Annotated in this window: 19 protein-coding genes; 9 read left to right on the top strand and 10 right to left on the bottom strand. The window is 60.2% G+C overall.

The window, feature by feature from the left end; all coding sequences use genetic code 11:
• Positions 1-74 precede the first annotated feature (74 nt).
• From FHS64_RS01905 to FHS64_RS01915, 3 genes are all read right to left on the bottom strand, one after another.
• The gene (locus tag FHS64_RS01905; RefSeq protein WP_243862669.1) at positions 75-2,441 is read right to left on the bottom strand and encodes a TonB-dependent receptor; all 2,367 of its coding nucleotides are present in this window, start codon (positions 2,439-2,441) and stop codon (positions 75-77) included.
• A 180-nt stretch (positions 2,442-2,621) separates the two neighbouring features.
• Complete coding sequence (locus FHS64_RS01910; protein WP_341771043.1) at positions 2,622-3,791, bottom strand: capsular polysaccharide export protein, LipB/KpsS family; 1,170 nt, start codon at positions 3,789-3,791, stop codon at positions 2,622-2,624.
• Between the two features lie 316 nt (positions 3,792-4,107).
• The gene (locus FHS64_RS01915; RefSeq protein ID WP_167174849.1) at positions 4,108-5,259 is read right to left on the bottom strand and encodes an OmpA family protein; all 1,152 of its coding nucleotides are present in this window, start codon (positions 5,257-5,259) and stop codon (positions 4,108-4,110) included.
• A 208-nt stretch (positions 5,260-5,467) separates the two neighbouring features.
• Between FHS64_RS01915 and FHS64_RS01920 the strand changes: the two genes are divergently transcribed.
• The 5 genes from FHS64_RS01920 (at position 5,468) to FHS64_RS01940 (ending at position 10,482) form a co-directional block, all read left to right on the top strand.
• A complete protein-coding gene (locus tag FHS64_RS01920) occupies positions 5,468-6,358 on the top strand; it encodes an SDR family NAD(P)-dependent oxidoreductase (RefSeq protein WP_167176217.1) in 891 nt (296 codons plus the stop codon).
• 169 nt (positions 6,359-6,527) lie between these two features.
• A complete protein-coding gene (locus tag FHS64_RS01925; protein ID WP_167174852.1) occupies positions 6,528-7,523 on the top strand; it encodes a KpsF/GutQ family sugar-phosphate isomerase in 996 nt (331 codons plus the stop codon).
• Entirely contained in the window at positions 7,523-8,785 is a 1,263-nt protein-coding gene (locus tag FHS64_RS01930; protein ID WP_167174855.1) for a glycosyltransferase family 4 protein, read from the top strand. The genes FHS64_RS01925 and FHS64_RS01930 overlap by 1 nt, the downstream gene beginning before the upstream one ends.
• A gap of 30 nt (positions 8,786-8,815) precedes the next feature.
• Positions 8,816-9,940, top strand: a complete 1,125-nt coding sequence (locus tag FHS64_RS01935) for a polysaccharide biosynthesis/export family protein (protein ID WP_167174858.1) — start codon at positions 8,816-8,818, stop codon at positions 9,938-9,940.
• The gene (locus tag FHS64_RS01940) at positions 9,940-10,482 is read left to right on the top strand and encodes a hypothetical protein (protein WP_167174861.1); all 543 of its coding nucleotides are present in this window, start codon (positions 9,940-9,942) and stop codon (positions 10,480-10,482) included. Before FHS64_RS01935 ends, FHS64_RS01940 begins: the two co-directional genes overlap by 1 nt.
• Here FHS64_RS01940 and FHS64_RS01945 read toward each other — a convergent pair.
• The 6 genes from FHS64_RS01945 to rpmH form a co-directional block, all read right to left on the bottom strand.
• On the bottom strand, positions 10,479-11,474 hold the full coding sequence (locus tag FHS64_RS01945) for an LLM class flavin-dependent oxidoreductase (protein ID WP_167174864.1): 996 nt from the start codon (positions 11,472-11,474) through the stop codon (positions 10,479-10,481). The two genes, FHS64_RS01940 and FHS64_RS01945, sit on opposite strands and share 4 nt — an antisense overlap.
• 70 nt (positions 11,475-11,544) lie before the next feature.
• Positions 11,545-12,042, bottom strand: a complete 498-nt coding sequence (locus tag FHS64_RS01950; RefSeq protein WP_167174867.1) for a DUF3617 domain-containing protein — start codon at positions 12,040-12,042, stop codon at positions 11,545-11,547.
• 74 nt (positions 12,043-12,116) lie between these two features.
• Complete coding sequence (gene yihA / locus FHS64_RS01955) at positions 12,117-12,776, bottom strand: ribosome biogenesis GTP-binding protein YihA/YsxC (RefSeq protein ID WP_243862670.1); 660 nt, start codon at positions 12,774-12,776, stop codon at positions 12,117-12,119.
• Positions 12,777-12,780: 4 nt separating this feature from the next.
• Positions 12,781-14,574 (bottom strand): membrane protein insertase YidC, encoded by a 1,794-nt coding sequence (yidC, locus tag FHS64_RS01960; RefSeq protein WP_167174874.1) that lies wholly within the window; start codon positions 14,572-14,574, stop codon positions 12,781-12,783.
• 5 nt (positions 14,575-14,579) lie between these two features.
• On the bottom strand, positions 14,580-15,020 hold the full coding sequence (rnpA, locus tag FHS64_RS01965) for a ribonuclease P protein component (RefSeq protein ID WP_167174877.1): 441 nt from the start codon (positions 15,018-15,020) through the stop codon (positions 14,580-14,582).
• Positions 15,021-15,056: 36 nt separating this feature from the next.
• Positions 15,057-15,191, bottom strand: coding sequence for a 50S ribosomal protein L34 (gene rpmH / locus FHS64_RS01970; RefSeq protein WP_003164000.1), 135 nt, complete (start codon positions 15,189-15,191; stop codon positions 15,057-15,059).
• Positions 15,192-15,374: 183 nt separating this feature from the next.
• Here rpmH and FHS64_RS01975 point away from each other — a divergent pair, with 183 nt between their 5' ends.
• From FHS64_RS01975 to FHS64_RS01985, 3 genes are all read left to right on the top strand, one after another.
• Positions 15,375-16,094, top strand: a complete 720-nt coding sequence (locus FHS64_RS01975) for a TVP38/TMEM64 family protein (RefSeq protein WP_243862761.1) — start codon at positions 15,375-15,377, stop codon at positions 16,092-16,094.
• Between the two features lie 84 nt (positions 16,095-16,178).
• Positions 16,179-17,696 carry a sensor histidine kinase gene (locus FHS64_RS01980; RefSeq protein WP_341771048.1) on the top strand — a complete coding sequence of 506 codons (1,518 nt, stop codon included), beginning with the start codon at positions 16,179-16,181 and terminating at the stop codon, positions 17,694-17,696.
• A complete protein-coding gene (locus FHS64_RS01985; protein WP_167174883.1) occupies positions 17,686-18,129 on the top strand; it encodes a cell wall hydrolase in 444 nt (147 codons plus the stop codon). The genes FHS64_RS01980 and FHS64_RS01985 overlap by 11 nt, the downstream gene beginning before the upstream one ends.
• 77 nt (positions 18,130-18,206) lie before the next feature.
• Here the strand turns inward: FHS64_RS01985 and FHS64_RS01990 are convergent, their stop codons facing one another.
• The gene (locus tag FHS64_RS01990) at positions 18,207-19,259 is read right to left on the bottom strand and encodes a ribonucleotide-diphosphate reductase subunit beta (protein WP_167174885.1); all 1,053 of its coding nucleotides are present in this window, start codon (positions 19,257-19,259) and stop codon (positions 18,207-18,209) included.
• 308 nt (positions 19,260-19,567) lie between these two features.
• On the opposite strand from FHS64_RS01990, the gene FHS64_RS01995 reads away from it, so the two are divergent.
• A complete protein-coding gene (locus FHS64_RS01995) occupies positions 19,568-20,143 on the top strand; it encodes an HdeD family acid-resistance protein (protein ID WP_167174888.1) in 576 nt (191 codons plus the stop codon).
• Positions 20,144-20,195: the final 52 nt, after the last annotated feature.

Below are 20,195 nucleotides of genomic sequence, written 5' to 3' on the forward strand. Positions count from 1 at the left end.
CCGTCATAGCCTCAAACAGAAAGGGCGGCCCGTTTCCGGACCGCCCTTCCTTTTTAGCAAACTGGCAGTTCGTCTTAGAACGAAGCGCGCAGGGTGATCATAGCTGTGCGCGGTGCGCCCAGCTGGTACGAGGCCGCACGATCGGTCTGGGTCGAGATATCAGCCAGATATTCTTCGTCGAACAGGTTGATCACGTTCAGCTGCAGGTAGGAGTTACCCTTGCCCAGAGCCTTCAGATTGTAACGGACGTCCAGATCGAAGGTCAGGTAGTCCGGAGCCACTTCGGTGTTGATGTCGTTGGCGAAACGCTCACCGACATACTTGCCTTGCAGGCCCAGATCGAAATCACCGATCGTGTAGGCCACGCGGCCACCGAACTGCCAATCCGGGGTTTCAACCAGTTGGTTGCCGGCGGTCGGGATGAACTGCGCTACACCATCTTTGATGCCATTCGGCAGGTCGTTCTTCACTTCACTGTCAGTGTAGGTGAACGAACCGGTCAGCGACAGGTTCTCGATCGGGGACCAACCGATTTGACCATCAATACCCTGCAGGGTCACGTCACCCACGTTGCGGGTCAGGTACATGTCAGCCGCTTCGTCATATGTACGAACGATACGGTTGGCGTAATCGGTCTTCCAAGCAGCAATCGAAGCGATCAGGGTGCCCGACTGGAAGCGGTAGCCGATGTCGTACGAGTTCGTGGTTTCCGGTTCCGGATTCACGTCAACAACGTCGTACAGGTCATCGGTACGCGGAGCCGAGAAGCCTTCAGCATACGAAGCATAGATCGACTGGCTGTCACCAAACTTCCAGGTCACACCCAGGTTTGGCAGCACGGCGTCATACTTCTTGTCGAACGAAACAGGCGCACGGTACTTGTTGTTGGCATTGCTGTTCATCGCCGACGACGGGAACTGCACAGTGCCGTCCGGGTTCACAACCGAAGGCGTTTCGGTGGTGCAGTAAGCGTTGAAGGTATCGCGCTGGTAGCAGTAGTTGTTCAGTTCGCGATCGAAGAACGGGGCGCGGACGCCAACGGTCAGGTCAACAGCGTTGTTGAAGAACGAACCGCGGTACTCGGCAGCGATCTGGTTCAGCATGGCGTACGACAGGCGGTCACGACGACGCAGGACAGTGCCGTCCGGCAGCTCGACCGGGCGACCGTTACGACCGGCGAACCAGTCTTCCGGGAAGCCGTTGGCGTCGATATAGCCCATTTGGCCGGTCTGGCGGTGACGACCCCAGTCAAAGGTGTAGGCACCACGCAGTTGGTGGTTCTCGCTCACGTTCCAGATCAGCGAGCTGGTCACGCCATAACGGTGGGTGTTGGTGATGTTCGGGCGGAACAGGGTTACCTTGGTGTTCGGGTCGATCTTGCCGTCACCGTTCAGATCTACACCGGCCGCCGACGAGTTACCGATCAGCTGCGGATCGGTTTCGCTGGTGGTGTGCGTACCGCCACCGTGTGCCAGAGTGTACTGGAACGAAGGGTCAACCGTCAGGGTCAGCTTGTCCGACAGGGTGAAACGCGATTGACCGCGGATGTTGCCGGTGTTCGACGGGTTCACAGCCGTGGCTTGCGAACGGACGGTATTGTAGTCGTTCTTGTCGTAAGCACCGCCCTTTTCAAAGTCGGCGAGACTAACGCGCGGCATGAACTGGTTGCGGTTTTCATTGTAGTGAGCGGTCAGCGAGACGAAGTCGCCATTGTCGCCCAGCGGCTGATAAATGCGGCCGTTCAGCTGCATCTTGTCCACGCCGCCTGCACCCACAAAGTGGTCGTACTTGGTCTTAGACGCAGCAAACCAGGCGCGGGTGCCCCACGGGCCGAACTCGCCGGTTTCAACCAAGCCGAATGCACGACGATAGCCGTATTCGCCCAGCGACGGCTGGAAGATCACGCCAAACTCTTCACTCGGACGACGGGTGACATAGTTCACGGTGCCACCGGTAGCCGATGCCGTCGGGGAGTCGACGTCGGTCGTGCCCAGGTTCACAGCAGCGCGCTGGATCAGTTCCGGGTCCATCTGCTGGTTCGAGTAGATGGCATAGTTCCCGGTATCGTTCATCGGGATGCCGTCTTGGGTCAGCGAAACACGTGCAGAATCGAAACCGCGGATGGTCAGGTCACCACCAGCCGAACCGTAAGCATCGTTGTTGGTGAAGTTCACACCCGGAAGAAGGTTGATCGAGTTCAGGATGGTTTGACCAGCAGCCTGCGTACCGATGTATTGCTCGGTGATGGTCGCACGCGACTTCGGGTTGTTCTCTGCAACAACACCTTCGATAGCGCGCGGACCGCGCGTACCGGTGACGACGACTTGTTCGACTTCAAAAGCTTCCGAGCCGGTCGATTGAGCCGAAGCGGTGGTGGCCATACCAAGCGCAATGGCGATAGCCGATGCGCCGAAGGTCAGGCTGCGAGCAAAATTGGACAACGGATATCCCCTTTGTCGTACCCCCGAGGTGAAAGGAGGGAGGTACTTGTTCATTTGATGAACGGGGATTTAGTCGCTGGAACATAAGTTTGGGCGACAAAAACATGACAGAAACATGACAGCGTCGCAGGGTGTCCTAGACGCCACAGCCTGTGGAAAGTCCGGATTTAAAAGGACAAATCAGCTATCTAGCCGCACAAAGCGTGCAGCAACTGCGCGGGCCGTTCGACGAATGACCCTCGGCTCATGAAAATTGCCGTTGATTTGTGCCTTGGCCAGCACATGCGCCCTGAAGCGTTTGAACAGTTCAGGGTCCGCGGGTTTCGGGTGTCTCCAGAAGTCATGCAGGGACTTCTGGTAGGTCAAACCTTCGAAATTAAAGAAAGCCTTGCCCAATACCTTTACCGGCGTGCCAAACCCCAGTGCAGACAAGGCTGCGCTCGAATTATTGACCACCATGCCCTGTGAGGCACGGCAAAGTTCGGCAAGATTTCCACCATCAATAAAGTCAACGCGACCGGACAGACCGCGTGAGACCGCCAGATTTTTTACGACAGCGCTGAAATCAACTAGCCCCGGGTCCAGCGGGTGGTTCTTGAACACAAGACGCGCCGATGCGGGCGCATGCTTGGCAAAGCTGTTCATTAACTCGACAATAAAGGCCGTGTTATCTGCATATTTGGAATAACGCAGAAGCTGGTTATCACCTTCACGCTGCAGGCATCCGATAAAGAAAGGCCCCTTTTCGCGTAAGGCCTCTGCATCCACCACCTGCTTGGAAGACCGCAAAGCCAAGCGGACATAGCGTTGCACATGGCTGACACACTGTAGCCAGGCCGGTACCGTATAGGGGTTGCGATAATTGGGGTAGAGCCAGCCCCCCAGCAACTGCACCATATGATACGCGCTGATATTGATGATGTGGTACGGCAGGATGCGACCGACACTATGGCTGACCGCCATTTCGGGAACCGGCTCTCCATAGCCTTCAGCCGATCGCGGTAAGGGACTGGAGGCATTGACGCCATTACGCTCCAGCGTAATCCAGTCCGGGCGAAAATAGCCGTTCTCCAACACCCACAAACGCGACGGAATGGATTTGGCCAATTCGGCTACGGCCTGATTATACGGTCCGCTTTCACCGAAAATGACCACATCCGTGTACTGGCCGGCGATGCCTGGAAACTGCTTCTGCCAGTCCGCAGACGAGCCACTGAACCGGACCCGACCTTTAAGCTCCCAATTGAAAGCATCACCCGCATTAAACACCATGCGGTGCACACTGTCGGCTCCCATAGCCAACAATGCTGTGTTCAGATGACGACCAAAAGGGCCGAACGGCAAGGTCACCAATAGAAAACGTCGCCCTTGCAACGCCTTCGCCTGCCCGTCGACAACAGTTGTATGTTCAGGTTCGTATGGGGCTAGCAACAGTCAAAGTCTCTCATAGGGAGGGCAAGGGTCGAACGGCAATCTCACACCGCGAATGCCCTCCAAAATCTTGGTACTCAGCTTCGCGCGTTACGCCAAACAGAAAGTAAATATTGAAGACTTAAGTCCATACAAAAGAACCGCAGAATGCTGGATGGGCACCCTGCGGTTCAATGTAAATGATCATCTTCGGTCAACTGTCGGGGAGAACGTCACCGCCCTCCCCTTCAGTAGATTAGAAGTTGATGTCGATGCTGGCACGACGGTTCAGCGGCTCGCGCACGCCGTCAGCCGTAGGCTTGGCCGGAGCGGTTTCGCCCTTGCCGTCCAGCGAGATCACGCCACCGTTGACGCCTTGGGCAACCAGGGCATCAGCAACGGTACGGGCACGACGGTTCGACAGGCCCAGGTTGTAGGCTGCGTTACCCGAGGTATCCGTGTGACCGACGACCAGTACGCGGGTCGGAGCGCCCGACTTGGCGTAGTTGGCAGCCTGGGTCACAACCGAGCGTGCTTCCGCGGTCAGGTCCGAACGGTCGAAGTCGAAGTAGACCACGAACTGACGGGCTGCCGGCTTGGCCGGAGGCGGCGGAGGCGGCGGAGGCGGCGGCGGAGGCGGCGGCGGAGGCGGCGGAGGCGGCGGAGGCGGCGGAGGCGGAGCGTCTTCCGCACCGAACGCATAACGCAGACCCAGGGTCACAGCGTGCGACTGGTCATAATCGCCCGACCATTCGCCAAATGCCGGAGTAACCGAAGCCGGAACGGACGATTCCCAGTTGGCATCGCCGGTCAGGTAACGGTAGGTCAGGTCGATGTTTGCACGATCCGAGATCGCCCATGCCAGACCAGCAATGGCCTGAGCAGCGAACTTGGTCGAGGAATCGTCAGCAGCGAAAGCGCCACCCGGAGCCTGACGCAGACGACCGACAGTGTCGACGTTTACGCGGTTCACACCGACGCCCAGACCCACGAACGGACGCAGGGTCCATTCCGGGGTGCCGAAGTCATAAATGACGTTGGCCATCAGGGTGGTCGAGGTGATGTCGCCTTCCGGCGAGTGGCACGGACCGGTAGCCGGGGTCAGGTTGCACAGACCCTGTGCGCCCGAGACGGCACGAACGGTGCCGATGTCACCCGAGCGGTAGCCGCCTTCGAGTTCGGCGCGCCAGTTCGGGTTGAAGCGGTAGCCGAGACGCGCAAAAGCGGTCCAGCCGTCGTTGACTTCCCAGTTCCAGTTTGCACCGGTGGTCGACGACTCGGCATTGATGTCGTCGATGATATGATAACCGGCATCGATAGCGCCGTACCAGCCGTCCGGCTCAGCCGAAGCGGCACCAGCCGCAAACAGTCCCGCGGCGGCGACACTGGCAAGAAGTTTCAGCTTCATGGTGTCCTCTCTCACTGATTTATGAGTGCGAAGTCTTCATGTTCCCACAAAGACACTCGAGGCAACAAACGACGTTGCTGCATGCTGGTTCCTTGTAATCACGCGGATTATGGCAACTGTGGCGCCTTTCCAACACTTTTTTGTTGCCCCCGGCACCCTCATGTACAAGACCTGATCGCACACATTCGGGAGGTCATGCGTGTCAGATATGTTCAAAGGTCAGGTCGCCATCGTCACCGGCGCGGGCGGGGGTTTGGGTCGTGAGCACGCATTGGCCCTGGCCGCGCGCGGAGCCAAGGTGGTCATTAATGATCTGGGCGGTTCGCGCGACGGATCGGGCGCTTCCCAGTCGGCCGCCGAAGCTGTCGTAGACGAAATTCGCGCCGCAGGAGGTGAGGCCATGGCCAGTGCCGCTTCTGTGACCGATTTCGCAGCCGTCAGCCAGATGGTGGCCGACACCATGGCCCAATGGGGCCGCATCGATATTCTGGTCAATAATGCCGGAATTTTGCGCGACAAGAGCTTTGCCAAGATGGAGCTCGACGACTTCCGGTTGGTCATGGATGTGCACCTGATGGGGGCCGTCAACTGCACCAAGGCCGTCTGGGACATCATGCGCGCCCAGAATTATGGCCGCATCGTCATGACCACATCCTCATCGGGTCTGTTCGGCAATTTTGGACAGTCCAACTACGGGGCCGCCAAGATGGCTCTGGTCGGATTGATGCAGACCCTGTCGATTGAAGGAGCCAAGAACGATATCCGCGTTAACTGCTTGGCACCGACCGCCCATACCCGCATGACAGAAGATCTTGGCCTCCCCTTGGAAGCCCTGGCACCGGCTCTGGTCACCCCGGGCCTGTTGCACCTGGTCAGCCCCGATGCCCCCACCCGCTGCATTCTGGCCGCAGGTGCAGGCGGCTTCGAGCGCGCCTATATTACCCTGACGCAGGGTGATTTTATCACCGGCCCCGAGGCCGCAGAGCAGGTGGCCGCCCGTTTTGACAAGATATCCGACCGTACCGGTGAAATCGTACCGGAGATGGGCGCGGCACAAGGCATGATCGAGCTCACAAAGGCACAGTCCGCCCAAGGATGAGCATGAGTGGAGTACAGGTATCAAGCTCGGCCTGTACTCCATTTTCTCTGACTTTCACGCGCTGTGCGACACCTCGTGCACCACATAAAGACTCACGGGTCGTTGTCAGCCCGTACCGGATGGCGTTAATCACACGAGATTAGAGACAATCGCGTCACTGGAACGACTTATGACCACTTCATCCGGGCTCTCCCTTTCCGATGCTGCCATCGCCATGACCGAGCGGGCCCGAAGCGTTATCCAGTTGAACATTGCCGCCCTGCAAAAGCTGGACGAGACGCTGGACGATTCCATTGCCCGCGCCTGCGCCATTATTCTGTCGCGCCCCGGCTATGTGGTCGTTACCGGCATGGGCAAGTCGGGCCATATCGGCGGCAAGATTGCCGCCACCATGGCCTCGACCGGCACCAATGCCTTCTTCGTCCACCCCGCCGAGATGAGCCATGGCGATCTGGGCATGTTGCGCCCCGATGTGACGGTCCTCGCCATTTCCAACTCCGGCGAAAGCCGCGAGTTGCGCGATCCGCTGATCTATTGCCAGCGTAACAATATTCCGGTCATCGGCATCACCCAGCGCAAGGACAGCCTTCTGGGCCGCCACTCGCAGGTAGTGCTGGAAATGCCCAAGGTCGCAGAGGCCTGCCCCGAGGGGCTGGCCCCGACCACATCCACACTGATGACACTGGCGCTTGGCGATGCCCTGTCCATGGTGCTGATGGAACAGCGCGGCTTTACGCGCGAGGATTTCGGCCTGCATCATCCGGGCGGTGCCCTCGGCATGAGCCTGCAATCGGTCCGCGAATGGATGGGTGGCCATAGCGCCGTGCCCACCTCGGTGCCGCTGGATGCCAATTTCACCGACATCGTCTCGGCCATCACCAAAGGCCGCAAGGGCACGGTGGCGGTGCTCAATCCTGACAAGACTCTGGCCGGTATCATTACCGATGGCGACGTGCGCCGAGCCTTCAGCCATGACATCTCGGCCATTACCGCCGCCGATATTATGAGCCGTTCGCCGATCACGGTGGATCCGGACCAGCGTATGCGTGATGTCGTGGACCTACTGACGACCAACAAGATCAGTAATCTCTATGTGGTCGAGAATGAGCGTCCGGTGGCCGTGATCCACCTCGCCGAGCTTATGCAAGCCGGTTACGTTTCCTGATGCATCCCACCGTCCTGCTGGATGCCAGCCGGTTGCTGAGCCGCACTGAGCGGGCAGCACCGACCGGCATTGACCGCGTCTGTCTGGCTTATGCGGAATGGCTGATCGCCCATCCGTACTACCGGATGGTGCCGGTTCGCGCCCGCAAGGGCCAGTTGGCTCTGGTGTCCAATGACTGGTTCCGCGACCGCATCAGCGAAATGAGATCGCGCTGGAACGGCTTGTCCGAAGCGCAGGATCGCCCGCAGGACACGGCTCTGCTTCAGGCACTCAGCGCCACACAGCGCCCGCAATATTCGGTGCGCTCGCCCCTGCCGGTCAGCACAGAAACGCGTAAAAAACGCCACGTCGCCCGACAGTTTTTCCGCGCGCGCCGCACGGCCCTGCCGTCGGCCATGGCCTATATCAATGTCGGCCATACGGGGCTGGACGAGCCTGAACTCCTGAATTCGCTTCAGGAGGCCGGTATTCCCCGCCTGCTGATGGTTCACGACCTCATTCCTGTGACCCATCCGCAATATTGCCGCCTCGGCGATGACGAGAAACATGCCCGCCGCATGCGCCATGCCCTGTCACTGGGCAGCCATATCATTGCCAACAGCGCCTATACGGCCAGCGAGCTTGGGCGGTTTGCGACAGCCAATGACCTGCCCAGCCTGCCGGTCGATGTCGCGCATCTGGGGCTGGAAAGCCATCTTGGACAAGCCGAGCCGCTGGAAACTGCACGTCCCTATTTCGTGCATGTCGGCACGATCGAAGGCCGCAAGAACCTCGCCTTCATCCTTAGTCTGTGGCGCACCCTCGCCGAACAGATGGGCGAACAGACCCCTGCCCTCGTCCTGATCGGGCGCTATGGCTGGGAGAACGAAGCGGAATTGGCCCTGCTACACCGCTGCCCCGAGCTACAGGGGCTGGTACATCAGGCCGAAGGCATGTCGGACCATACCCTGACCAAGATCATGCTGGGCGCGCAGGCCGTACTATCGCCTTCCAGTGTCGAGGGCTTTGATCTGCCTGCGGTCGAGGCCTCGGCCCTTGGTGTGCCGTTGATTGCCTCCGACATCCCCCCGCATCGTGAACTGGTCGGCCATGCCCGCCTTATCGACCCGCTAGACGGGTCGGGCTGGATGTCGGCCATCCAAGAATACAGCGCCCGCAAACCCTCTGCGCCACAGTATACCGCCCCCAGCTGGGCCGAACATTTCGCCATTGTCGAAGAGCGGATACTCAATCCTCTGGCGACTTTGCACCAACAGGGGTAAGTCTCGGTGAAACGGAATTTAGAGCTTCATATGACCAGAACCGCTGCAAGCCTGATGATCCTGGCCCTTCTTGCGGGTTGCCAGACCTTGCCGCGTGACGGACCGTCGGGTTCGGGCGTCAATGATGGCGCGACATCAGCCGATGCGACACGCAGCTATGCCATGGTCGATCTGAGCTTCGAACTGAGCGAGCGCCTGCGCCAGGCCCCGCCGCGTTCCTTTGCCGGTCTGGCCTTGGCCGACAGCCATGAACCGACCGATATTATCGGCATCGGCGACACTCTGGCCGTCAGCATTTTCGCCCCCGGTACCAACCTGTTTGCCAGCGGTGATAGCGGCCCCTCGCTGCCACCTCTGACTGTGGACCGCAACGGTGCCGTGCCTGTGCCCTATGCCGGTTCGGTCACTGTGCGCGGCATGACGCCCGGCCAGGCGGCCACCGCCATCCGCCGCTCGCTTGCGGGCAAGGTTGCCAATCCGCAGGTGGTCGTCACCGCCAATTCGGCCTCCAACTCGGTCACGGTTCTGGGCGATGTCCGCAATCCGGGCCGTCAGGCGTTGAACGCCAATCATGACCAGTTGCTGGACATCATCGCCGCCGCCGGTGGCTCGTCGCGTTCGCCCTATGATGTCGATGTGGTGATCATGCGCGAGGGCCGCACCTATTCGGCCCCCATGTCGGTCGTGACCACCAAGTTTGACGAGAATATCCGCCTGCAACGCGGCGACCAGATCAACCTGACCTATCGTCCGCGTCGCTTCTCGTCGTTCGGGGCCTTTAATGCTGTGGCCCGCAGCGAACTGCCGCCCGGCCCGCTGACTCTCAGCGAAGCCTTGAGCGGTGTGGGCGGTCTGGACACAAATCAGGCCAATGCCCGTTCGGTGCTGGTCTTCCGTTTCGAGCGCCCCGAAGTGGCCAGCGCACTGGGCCTGACCCAGCCTGTGACCTCGCGCGGTGTGCCGGTGGTTTACCGCCTGAACCTCAATGAGGGTCAGGGCTTCTTTATCGCCAGCAATTTCCAGATCGAACCGGACGACATCATCTATGCGCCGCGTTCGGGTGCCGCCGAGATGCGTAAATTCTTTGAAGTGGTCCAGAGCATGACCCGCATTGTCTATGATGTGTCGGTCACCAGCAACGCTCTGAACGACTAATGGGCATTCGGGACCGCATGCGTCAGGCACTGGGCATCACGCCCCGTCCTGAGCCTGCGGTCATCCCCGATGCGCCGTTAAACGCTCTCGCATGGCCCGATGACCTGCCGCGCCAGATCCGGTCGGTTCAGGAGGCCTCGCTGGACATTTACCGCCAGCATGGCCTGCCTACAGAAGCCGGTAGCTATTGCGCCAAGGGGCCGGATGCGCCGTGGGAACGGCTGCCCGATGGCCTGACCCCTGCCCAGAAATGGGACCTGCTGCAAGCCGCGCCCGAAGGCGCGGGCTGGCGCTTTGGTACACGCGCCCGCCTTGGTCGCCACAGTCCGGTCGAGGAGGTGCGCCACGCCTCCAGCCTGCTCCAGACCTGTGACGAGTTACGCCAGAAACTAGAAAGCGACGAAGCTGTCACCTCCGGCGATATTGCCAATGCCCTGTTGCTCGGCACGGCGTCCGGCCTGTTGATGCAGGCGCGAAACAGCAAATCCGGTGGTGAGACCTATACGCCTCTGGTCTTCACCTCTGTCGCAGACAAGACCTAGACGGCACCCAGCCCGACGGCCTCGGCCAACAGTTCCAGCGAGCGCACGCGGGCCTGCGGGTCCCATATCTGGCTGGTGACCATCAGCTCGTCCGCGCCGGTTTTCTCGACAAACGCCTTGATGGTTTCGCGTACTGTGTCCACCGCGCCGACCGCCGCACAGGACAGGGCCGAATCCACCACGGCCTTCGATGTGCCGTCCAGCCCCTCATAATACCCCTCGACCGGCATAGGCAGCTTGCCCGCCTTGTTCAGGCGCAGGTTCACAAAGGCCTGCTGGACCGAACTGAACAGCTTGTGCGCCTCGACATCGCTATCGGCCACAAAGGCATTATAGCCCAGCATCACATAGGGGGCTTCCAGCGCGGCCGAAGGCCGGAAGGTCTGGCGATAGATATCGATGGCCCGCATCATCTCGCCCGGCGCGAAATGGCTGGCAAAGGCATAGGGCAATCCCAGATGGGCCGCCAACTGTGCCCCGTAGGTGGACGAGCCGAGCACCCAGACCTTCACGTCCTGACCTTCGCCCGGATAGGCGGCGATACGCTGGCCCTCCACCACAGGATCGAACCAGCGCATCAGCTCCATCACATCCTGCGGGAAGCTGTCCACATCGCCCTGCAGCGTCCGGCGCAAGGCGCGGGCCGTCATCTGGTCTGTACCGGGCGCACGCCCCAGCCCCAGATCAATCCGGCCTGGATAAAGGGCGGCCAAGGTTCCGAACTGTTCGGCAATGACCAGAGGCGCATGGTTGGGCAGCATGACACCGCCCGCGCCCACGCGGATCGTCTTGGTCGCCGCTGCCACCGCCCCGATCACGACCGAGGTCGCGGCACTGGCAATGCCGGGCATGTTGTGGTGTTCGGCCAGCCAATATCGCTTATAGCCCAGGCGCTCGGCATGGCGGGCCAGATCAATCGTATTGTGGAGCGCCTGTCCGATGCTGGAACCGGAGGGCACGGGTGCGAGATCAAGAATCGAAAAAGCGGTCATCCCTCCGATATGGTGACGTCTCGTCGTGACACCATAGCGGGGATGACCGCTTCACAAGAAATCAGACCGATCAGCAGTCGCCGATGCGTTCCGAGGTAATCGTCATCTTGGTTTCAGCCATGGTCGGTGCCGGTGCCGGATCCATCTTGGTCGTGACCTCGGTCACATAGCGGCTGTTGAAATCACCGGTAATGCGCACCGTAGATGTCGCGGTCATATTCCCCGGCATCTTGCAGGTCGATGTGGCCACAGTGGCATCACCCTCGCGACTGTACGGCGTGACGCTGCACTCGGCCCCTTCGGTTTGGCCCGCCCCGACCGGAGCTTCCAGCACGGCCTCGGTCACGCAGATTTCTGTCGGAGGAATGGCGACACCGCCCGGCATGCCGGTCATAGCCGTCGTGATACGCCACTTACCGGGCTTTGGCCCTTCGAGCATGGCGGGGGCGCTATCGCCCCCCTTGGCGGCTGTGCCCGCCTCACCTGCCGGAGTCTCGGCATTGTTACTACAGGCCGCCAGCCCCAGAATACCGATAACCGCAACGCAACCGATGTTCGCAAAACGCATGACATATCTCCCAAGTGCCAATCATTGCACCTGCGAGAACGCCATATTCTGAACATAGTTCAGTAAGGCAGCGTTTAATCCATCACCACGCCGGTCGTGCGCAGAATCTCGGCACGCAGCTCGGGAAGGCCCAGACCCTTCTCCGAAGAGGTCACGGCGACATGGGGATAGGCTGCCGGACGCTTGGCAATCGCTTTCAGGGTCTCGGCCTGAACCTTTTCGGCCTCGCCCTTTTTGAGCTTGTCCGCCTTGGTCAGCACGATCTGGTACGACACCGCCGCCAAATCGAGCGCATCCAGTGCCTCGTCATCAACCTTTTTCAGGCCGTGGCGGGCATCGATCAGCAGATAGACCCGTTTCAAGGTCACCCGACCGCGCAGATAGTCGCGGCCGAGATCCTGAAACTTCTTCACGGTGCTCTTGGAGGCCTTGGCCCAGCCATAGCCCGGAAGGTCCACCAGACGGATCTTGTCGTCGAGGTTGAAGAAGTTGACCTCGCGGGTACGACCCGGCTCGTTGGAGGCACGCGCCAGCTTGTGCATGCCCACCAGACCGTTGATCAGGCTGGACTTGCCCACGTTCGAGCGACCGGCGAACGCAATCTCGGGGAGATTGGGCTCGGGCAGTTGCTCGATCTTGGCGCAGCCGAGCATGAAGGTGGCCTGACGCGAAAACAGGACGCGGGCGGCTTCGACCTCTTCGGCGGAATATTCGCCAACCTTGGGTTCGTCCAATGAATCAGCCCTTCTTGAAACGGGCAAAGAAGGTGTCGATAGGGTTCTCGGCCTTGTATTTATGCATGATCACATACTGCTGCAGGATCGACAGGATGTTGTTCCACGCCCAGTAGATCAGCAGGCCAGCCGCGAACGGTGCCATGATGAAAGTGAAGACCAGCGGCATCAGCGCAAAGATCTGGCGCTGCATCGGGTCCTGTGCCGGCGGGTTCATCGACATTTGCAGCCACATGGTCAGACCATAGACCAGCGGCAGGACGCCGAGGTGCAGCGGACCACCCAGCAGACCGCCCAGCAGCGGAATAGCCGCCGGATCGAACGGGATGGCACCGAACAGGTTCCAGATGGTCGTCGGGTCTTTCGCCGACAGGTCCTTGATCCAGCCGAAGAACGGCGCGTGACGCATTTCGATGGTCACGAACAGCACCTTGTACAGCGCATAGAAGACCGGAATCTGCACCAGGATCGGAAGGCAACCCGCCAGCGGATTGATCTTCTCGCGCTGGTACAGGGCCATCATTTCCTGCTGCTGCTTTTGCGGGTCCTTGCCGTGCTTTTTCTTCAGCTCTTCCAGCTTGGGCTGCAGCATGCGCATCTTCGACATCGACGCATACGACTTGTTGGCCAGCGGGAAGAGAACCAGCTTGACGACCACAGTCAGGGCCAGAATGGCCAGACCGAAATTGCCCAGCAGGCCGAAGAAGAATTCCAGAACCGCAAAGATCGGGCGGGTCAGGAACCAGAACATGCCCCAGTCGATCGCATAGACGAAACGCGGCAGGCCGAGGTTTTCCTCGTAGGATTTCAGAATCTCGTTGCGCTTCACACCGGCGAACAGACGTTGCGTCTCGGTGATCTGCTTGCCCGGCGCGATGATGTGGGCCGCGCCCAGCATGTTCGCCTCGTGCACATCGACGTTCTGGACATTACGCACGGTAAAGCGCGCATCGATCTTTTCGTCCTGTGCCGGGATCAGGGCCGCCAGCCAGTATTTGTCGCTGATGCCCATCCAGCCGCCGGTAGAGGTCTTCTCCACGCGCGCCTTCTTGGCCCAGTCCTTGTACTTGATCTGCTCGGTCGAATAGGACTTGCCATCACCGAAGGTGCCGATGGCGCCCTCGTGCGAGATCATCTGCTTGCCCAGATCGCTGCCGATGCCCTGACGCTCGACGCGGCCATAAGGCGCAATCGTGATCGCGGTTGCACCGAGGTTGGCGACCGTATCTTTGACGGTGAACAGGTATTGCTCGTCAACCGAGATGGTACGGACGAAACGCAGGCCATTGCCGTTATCCCACGTCAGTTCAACCGGCGTGGTCGGGGTCAGCTTGTCGCCCTTGGACAGGGTCCAGACCGTGTTCGGTCCCGGGACACCACCGGCGACGTTTTCACCGCGCCAGCCGAATTGCGCGAAATAGGCATGTTCCATGCCCTGCGGGCGGAACAGTTCGACCGGAGCATCGCTGCCCAGTTCCTGTTTGTAATTGGTCAGGAACAGGTCGTCGATGCGGCTACCCAGCAGGGACAGCGAGCCCTTGACGGTACCGGTTTCGATCTGGACACGACCTGCTGCGCCCAGCGCCGCCGAACGGTCCGTGACATAGGCACCACCGGCCAGAGTGGCCTCGGCATCGCCTACAGCGGTGCCAGCCTCTTGCGACATTTCAGCGGTCGCAATACGGGCCGCACGCTGTTGGTCAGCCTGCGGCTTCATCACGGCGAAATAGTAGAAGCCCATAATCAGGGCCGCGCACACGAAGAAGATGATTGTGTTGCGCGAATTTTCTCTTTGCATCGGGATCAGCGGTCCTGGTCAGCGGCCTGTGTGGCGGGGCGCGATTGATCGTTATGGGGCGCACCGGAAGAACCACCCTTAGCAAGGGATGGATCGGTACGCATCTTGGAGAGCCTTGTAAGGGCCGATTTCACGTCGTCAAGCAATCGGTCCCAGTCTCGGTCGGCCGTGCCCATGCGGGCAATCAGCACATAGTCACAGCCCGGCGCGCCATAAAGGGGCAAAAGCTGGCGTGCAGCCTCGCGTAACCGTCGCTTGGCGCGGTTGCGCACCACCGATCCGCCGACCTTGCGGGTCGCGGTAAATCCGGCACGGATGGCATCGCTGCCGTCGGCCCGGTCAAGCTGTTGGATGACCACGGCGCCTCTCGGTTGAGAAACGCCTTTGGCGGCCGCCAGAAACTGGGGCCGCCGCAATAGGCGATCGATTTTCATCAGATCGGTCATGCGCCCCCCTTTATATGGGTTAATGGGCGCGTGACTTTAGGCGGTCAGGCGCTTGCGGCCTTTAGCGCGGCGACGCGCTACGATCTTTTGACCGTTCTTGGTGGCCATCCGCGAACGGAAGCCGTGACGGCGCTTGCGCACGAGACGCGACGGCTGATAGGTCCGTTTCACGGTCGGCTCCAGGTTTATATAGGTTAACGATAGATACGATCATCTACCGCGGAAGAGAGGCGGGCGTATAGAACCCCCCTGCACCGGAGTCAACGGTACCGAGCCTTTTGTCTGCGCCGCAAACACTGGAATCCGCCAAGTTTTTCGACAACACCGCAATCTGGAATGCCCGACTTGCCCCGTATGTCACGCTTTATCCCTCTGGCACTGGTGGTTTTGGCCGCCGCCCTGATCTTTGCCTCGGGCTGGAACAGATATCTGTCTCTGGAGACGCTGAGATTGCACGGGGCCGTGCTTTCGGCATGGGTAGACCAGTATTACCTTCTGGCCCTGCTGGCCTTGATGGTGGTGTTTACCGTCCTGACCGCCAGCGTTGTGCCGGGGGTGTTCTTCGTCACCCTGACCGCCGGATATCTGTTTGGACCGTGGGTCGGGGGCATCGCCACCTCTTTTGCCGCCACAGTGGGGGCGCTGGCCGTCTATTATGTGGGCCGCACAGCGCTTGGAGAATCACTGAAACGCAAGGCCGAGGCCGATACAGGTCTGCTCAAGCGCATCTGTGACGGTGTGGACCGCAATACCTTCTGGTACGTCCTGACCGCCCGCCTGATCGTTTCTGTGCCGTTTCATATGATCAATGTGGCCGCAGGAATTATGTCGGCCCCCTTGCGCCCCTATCTGGCCGCCACCTTTATCGGCCTGTTACCCGCCCACATCATCTATTGCTGGATCGGCAGCGGCCTGCACAGCGTGCTGCTGTATGATCCCGACCCAGACATCCAGTCCCTGTTCCAGCGCTTTATGTGGCCCTTGCTGGGGGTGGCCTTCCTGTCGATGATCCTGCCCCTTGGCCTGAAGCTGTACAAATCGCGCTTTTCATCGCCCATCGGCAAAGAAGACTGACAAACACCCACTCGGGCCACCGCTCTGGCCTCTTCTGCCCAAGAGAGGCTCACCAAGCTTTACAGACGTGCTATTGAACCTGTTGTGATTGATCCGCGCCGCATCTCTATTGGCAAGCTGAAGCTGCCGCTTCCGCCCCGCAAGGGCGAGCGCTTGCGTCCGCATGGACCCGACGGGCTGACAGCGCGCCTGATGTTGCTGACGGTGGCGTTTACGCTGCTGGTGGCGGGCATGATCCTTGTCCCCAGCGCCTCGTCCTTTCAGGAACGCTGGCTGAGGGACCGCCTACAGGCGGCGGAACTGGCTTCTGTGGGGGTCGAGGCCCTGCCCTATTCGGCGGTCGAGGACACCACCGCCGAGCAACTTCTGACTATTGGTGGCGTGCAATCGGTTGTAGTCGGCGAACAGGGCGTAAGGCGACTGTTGCTACAGGCCCCCAACCTGCCACGCACACCCGACCTGATCGACCTGAGAAACCGCAGCATCGGCAACAAGCTGCTCGACCCGTGGCGGACCCTGTTTGGCCACCCTGACCGCTCGCTGCGGGTGCAGGCTACGCCCCGTTATCGCTCGGGTGACCTGATCGAGATATTGGCCCCCGCACAGCCGCTCAAGGTCGAGCTGCGGGCCTTTATTCTCAATAATCTGTTTGTGTCGATGATTATCGCCTTGGTGGCCGGTGGCCTCCTGTGGCTGGGCCTGTCATTTCTGGTGCTGCAACCGTTGCAACGGGTCACCCGCTCCATTGAACGCTTTGCGGCCAATCCCGAAATCCGTGGCGAGGCCCCTTCGGATCGTCATGACGAGATCGGCCGCGTCGAGCGCGAACTGGCCCGTATGCAAGAAGAGGTGCGCCAGTCGCTGCGCTCGCGTGCCCGTCTGGTGGCGCTGGGCGAGGCTGTGGCCAAGATCAACCACGACCTTCGCAACATGCTGACCTCGGCCCAGATTGCCTCCGAGCGCCTGTCCTCCTCGTCCGACCCGCTGGTGGCCAAGGCCCTGCCGCGTCTGGAGCGGGCGCTGGGACGCGCCGCCAACCTGGCGCGCAATGTGCTGGAATACGGCAAGTCCGAAGAGCCTGAGCCCGAACGTCGCCGCCTGCTGCTGGCCCGCGTGGTGGCCGCGGCTGGCGAGGATGCCGGCCTGTCGGACAAGGGGGTGCGTCTGGCCGCCCATCTGCCGGCGCGTTTTGTCATCAGCGCCGATCCCGACCAGCTACACCGCATTCTGGTCAATCTGATGCGAAATGCCCGTCAGGCCATCGAAACCCTCAATGCGGGCGAGGCCGGACAGATCACCATCGAGGCCGACATCCAAAACGGCATGTCCGTCATCCGTATCCGCGACAATGGTCCGGGTGTTCCCGAACGTCTGGCCGGTCGCCTGTTCGAGCCGTTTGTCAGCGGATCCAAGTCCGATGGCACAGGCCTTGGCCTGACCATCTCACGCGAACTGGCGGCCAATCATGGCGGCGACCTGCGGCTGGTTGAAACCGGACCGGAGGGTTCGACGTTTGAACTGCGACTGCCACAGCCATTAACCGGTGCCGATACACCTGCCAAAACGACTGAAGAAACGGGAGTCCCCTTCCATGCCGACTAAGACCCTTATCCTTTGCAGCGCCCTGGTACTGGGTCTGGCTGCCCCCGCAGTGGCCCAGAACGCCGCCCCTGAGGCCAAGACGCCCGATCCGGTGGCACAGGCCCTGCGCGAGCGTGGCGAGGCCTACCGCCATGCCCCTGACGAAAAGCAGGACCCGCAAGAGCAGCGCACCACCAATGCCCTGAATGCCGAGATTCTGGACCAGAACGATCTGGCCGAGATGCGCGACCGCGCCAATCAGGCCGAGTACGCCAAGGCACAGGCCGAATATCAGGCCGAACTGGCCCGCGTTGAAGCCGAGCGCCAGCGTATCGACGCCGAGAACGCCGAGAACCAGGCCCGCTATCAGGCCGAGCAGGAACGCTATGCCCGCGTCCGTGCCGACTGGGAGGCCTGTAACAAGGGCGACCGCAGCCGCTGCACACCGCAATAGGCGACAACAGAACGCATAATGAAAAAGGCGCGGTCCCCGAGAGGTCCGCGCCTTTTTTAATCAGCCAAGGTTCGGGATCAGGCGTCCTGTGCGGCCTGTTCCTTGCGCTTTTTCATCAGCGCATCGAAGCTGTCCCACACACCGTCCGCGCCATGCCATGCGCCCTGGGTTGCAGCCTTGGAATATTCGGTCGCGCGGGCCTCGAAGAAGTTGGCATGCTCGACACCCGACAGCAGCGACTGTAGCCACGGCAGCGGGTTTTCCGTCACGCCGTACACTTCGGGCAGTTGCAGTTGGCGCAGACGCCAGTCGGCAATAAAGCGGATATATTGCTTGATGTCTTCCGGCGTCATGCCGTTCACCGGACCCAGCTCGAAGGCCAGATCGATGAACTTGTCTTCCATGTCGATCACGGTCTTGCAGCAATCGACAATGTCGTCGGCCACAGACTTGGTGACGGCACCGGTTTCCTTGTTGAAGGCGTGGTACAGCTTAATGATGCCGTCGCAGTGCAGGCTCTCGTCACGCACCGACCACGACACGATCTGGCCCATGCCCTTCATCTTGTTCTGGCGCGGGAAGTTCATCAGCATCGCAAACGACGCGAACAGCTGGAGCCCTTCGGAGAAGCCACCGAACATCGCCAGCGTGCGACAGATATCGGCATCCGTATCGACACCGAACTGGCCCATATAGTCGTGCTTGTCCTTCATGGCCTCGTATTCCATGAAGGCCCCGAACTCGCTCTCGGGCATGCCGATGGTTTCGAGCAGAAGCGCATAGGCGGCGATATGGATGGTTTCCATATTCGCAAAGGCCGCCAGCATCATCTTCACTTCGGTCGGCTTAAACACCCGACCGTAGCGTTCCATATAGTTGTCCTGAACCTCGATATCCGCTTGCGTAAAGAAGCGGAAAATCTGGGTCAGCAGGTTACGCTCGCTGTCGGTGAGGTTGTTCGCCCAGTCCTTGACATCCTCGCCCAGCGGCACCTCTTCAGGCATCCAGTGGACCTGTTGCTGGGTCTTCCACATGTCGAAAGCCCACGGATAGCGGAAGGGCTTATAGGCAGCGGAAGGGGTCAACAGACCGGCGGTACCGGGCCGGATGATCGAGGAAGGCGCGTTCATCGCTCAAGGTCCTGACGAATAGGAACGGATAGGGATTAGAGGCCCCGAACATGCGCCAGCCGCCGTGCGCATACAACCCGATTTTTCGCCTATATTGCGATCAAATTTTATTCAGCCACAATATGTAGAGCATCTAGACCATTCATCTGTGGGATAATCAGAGGATAAGCCTTGGCCCCATTACAAATCGCCACAGGCTCCCTGCCATGCAGCCCCGTAATAGAAATATTTAAGAACCACTGTTATTCATAATGTGGTCCCCCATCGGGATTTTTGCAAACACCCTCAACAGTGCACGAGCGAGCAGAATGAACGAGAACACCCCCTCTGGAATCAATCCGTTTTCCGCTTTGCAAACCGACCTTTCTGCGGCGTGGAATATTGTCCTTTTGCGCTCGATTCTGGCCATCGCATTCGGAGCGATTGCCGTCGTCTGGCCCATGGTCAGCTTGATCGCATTTGTATTTCTGTATGCCTTTTACGCTCTGGCGGATGGCATCTTGTCGCTCATCGCGGCCATTCGCGGTGGTGGTACGCGCTCGCGCTGGTGGCTGGTACTCGGCGGGATTGTGGCCCTGATTGCCGGCGGCATCGCGCTCGCCATGCCCGGCCTTACAGCTCTGGTCTTTATCATGCTGGTCGGCGTGGCCGCGATTGTGCGGGGCCTGTTCGATTTTGCCGGTGCCATTATGCTGCGCAAAACGACCAAACATTCATGGATCCTGATCCCTGCAGGGATCGTCTCGGTCCTGTTCGGGATACTGGTACTGTCCGCTCCGGCCCAAGCCTCCTTGGCCATCACATGGGTGATCGGCGCATGGGCCATTGTTCTGGGTATAGCGGGCGTGATCTGGGCCTTGCAGCTTCGTAAGCACGCCCAGTAATCGGCCAAAACAAAAAGCCCGCCGCCTGCACATCAGGCGACGGGCTTATGGC

It is taken from the genome of Brevundimonas terrae, assembly GCF_011761985.1.
Lineage (GTDB): Bacteria > Pseudomonadota > Alphaproteobacteria > Caulobacterales > Caulobacteraceae > Brevundimonas > Brevundimonas terrae.

Excerpts from the sequence above, each read along its gene's own strand:
- FHS64_RS01915 (WP_167174849.1), bottom strand. The coding sequence starts at position 5,259 with ATGAAGCTGAAACTTCTTGCCAGTGTCGCCGCCGCGGGACTGTTTGCG.
- FHS64_RS01920 (WP_167176217.1), top strand. The coding sequence starts at position 5,468 with ATGTTCAAAGGTCAGGTCGCCATCGTCACCGGCGCGGGCGGGGGTTTG.
- FHS64_RS01925 (WP_167174852.1), top strand. The coding sequence starts at position 6,528 with ATGACCACTTCATCCGGGCTCTCCCTTTCCGATGCTGCCATCGCCATG.
- FHS64_RS01930 (WP_167174855.1), top strand. The coding sequence starts at position 7,523 with ATGCATCCCACCGTCCTGCTGGATGCCAGCCGGTTGCTGAGCCGCACT.
- FHS64_RS01935 (WP_167174858.1), top strand. The coding sequence starts at position 8,816 with ATGACCAGAACCGCTGCAAGCCTGATGATCCTGGCCCTTCTTGCGGGT.
- FHS64_RS01940 (WP_167174861.1), top strand. The coding sequence starts at position 9,940 with ATGGGCATTCGGGACCGCATGCGTCAGGCACTGGGCATCACGCCCCGT.
- FHS64_RS01945 (WP_167174864.1), bottom strand. The coding sequence starts at position 11,474 with ATGACCGCTTTTTCGATTCTTGATCTCGCACCCGTGCCCTCCGGTTCC.
- FHS64_RS01950 (WP_167174867.1), bottom strand. The coding sequence starts at position 12,042 with ATGCGTTTTGCGAACATCGGTTGCGTTGCGGTTATCGGTATTCTGGGG.
- yidC (WP_167174874.1), bottom strand. The coding sequence starts at position 14,574 with ATGCAAAGAGAAAATTCGCGCAACACAATCATCTTCTTCGTGTGCGCG.
- rnpA (WP_167174877.1), bottom strand. The coding sequence starts at position 15,020 with ATGACCGATCTGATGAAAATCGATCGCCTATTGCGGCGGCCCCAGTTT.
- FHS64_RS01975 (WP_243862761.1), top strand. The coding sequence starts at position 15,375 with ATGTCACGCTTTATCCCTCTGGCACTGGTGGTTTTGGCCGCCGCCCTG.
- FHS64_RS01985 (WP_167174883.1), top strand. The coding sequence starts at position 17,686 with ATGCCGACTAAGACCCTTATCCTTTGCAGCGCCCTGGTACTGGGTCTG.
- FHS64_RS01990 (WP_167174885.1), bottom strand. The coding sequence starts at position 19,259 with ATGAACGCGCCTTCCTCGATCATCCGGCCCGGTACCGCCGGTCTGTTG.
- FHS64_RS01995 (WP_167174888.1), top strand. The coding sequence starts at position 19,568 with ATGAACGAGAACACCCCCTCTGGAATCAATCCGTTTTCCGCTTTGCAA.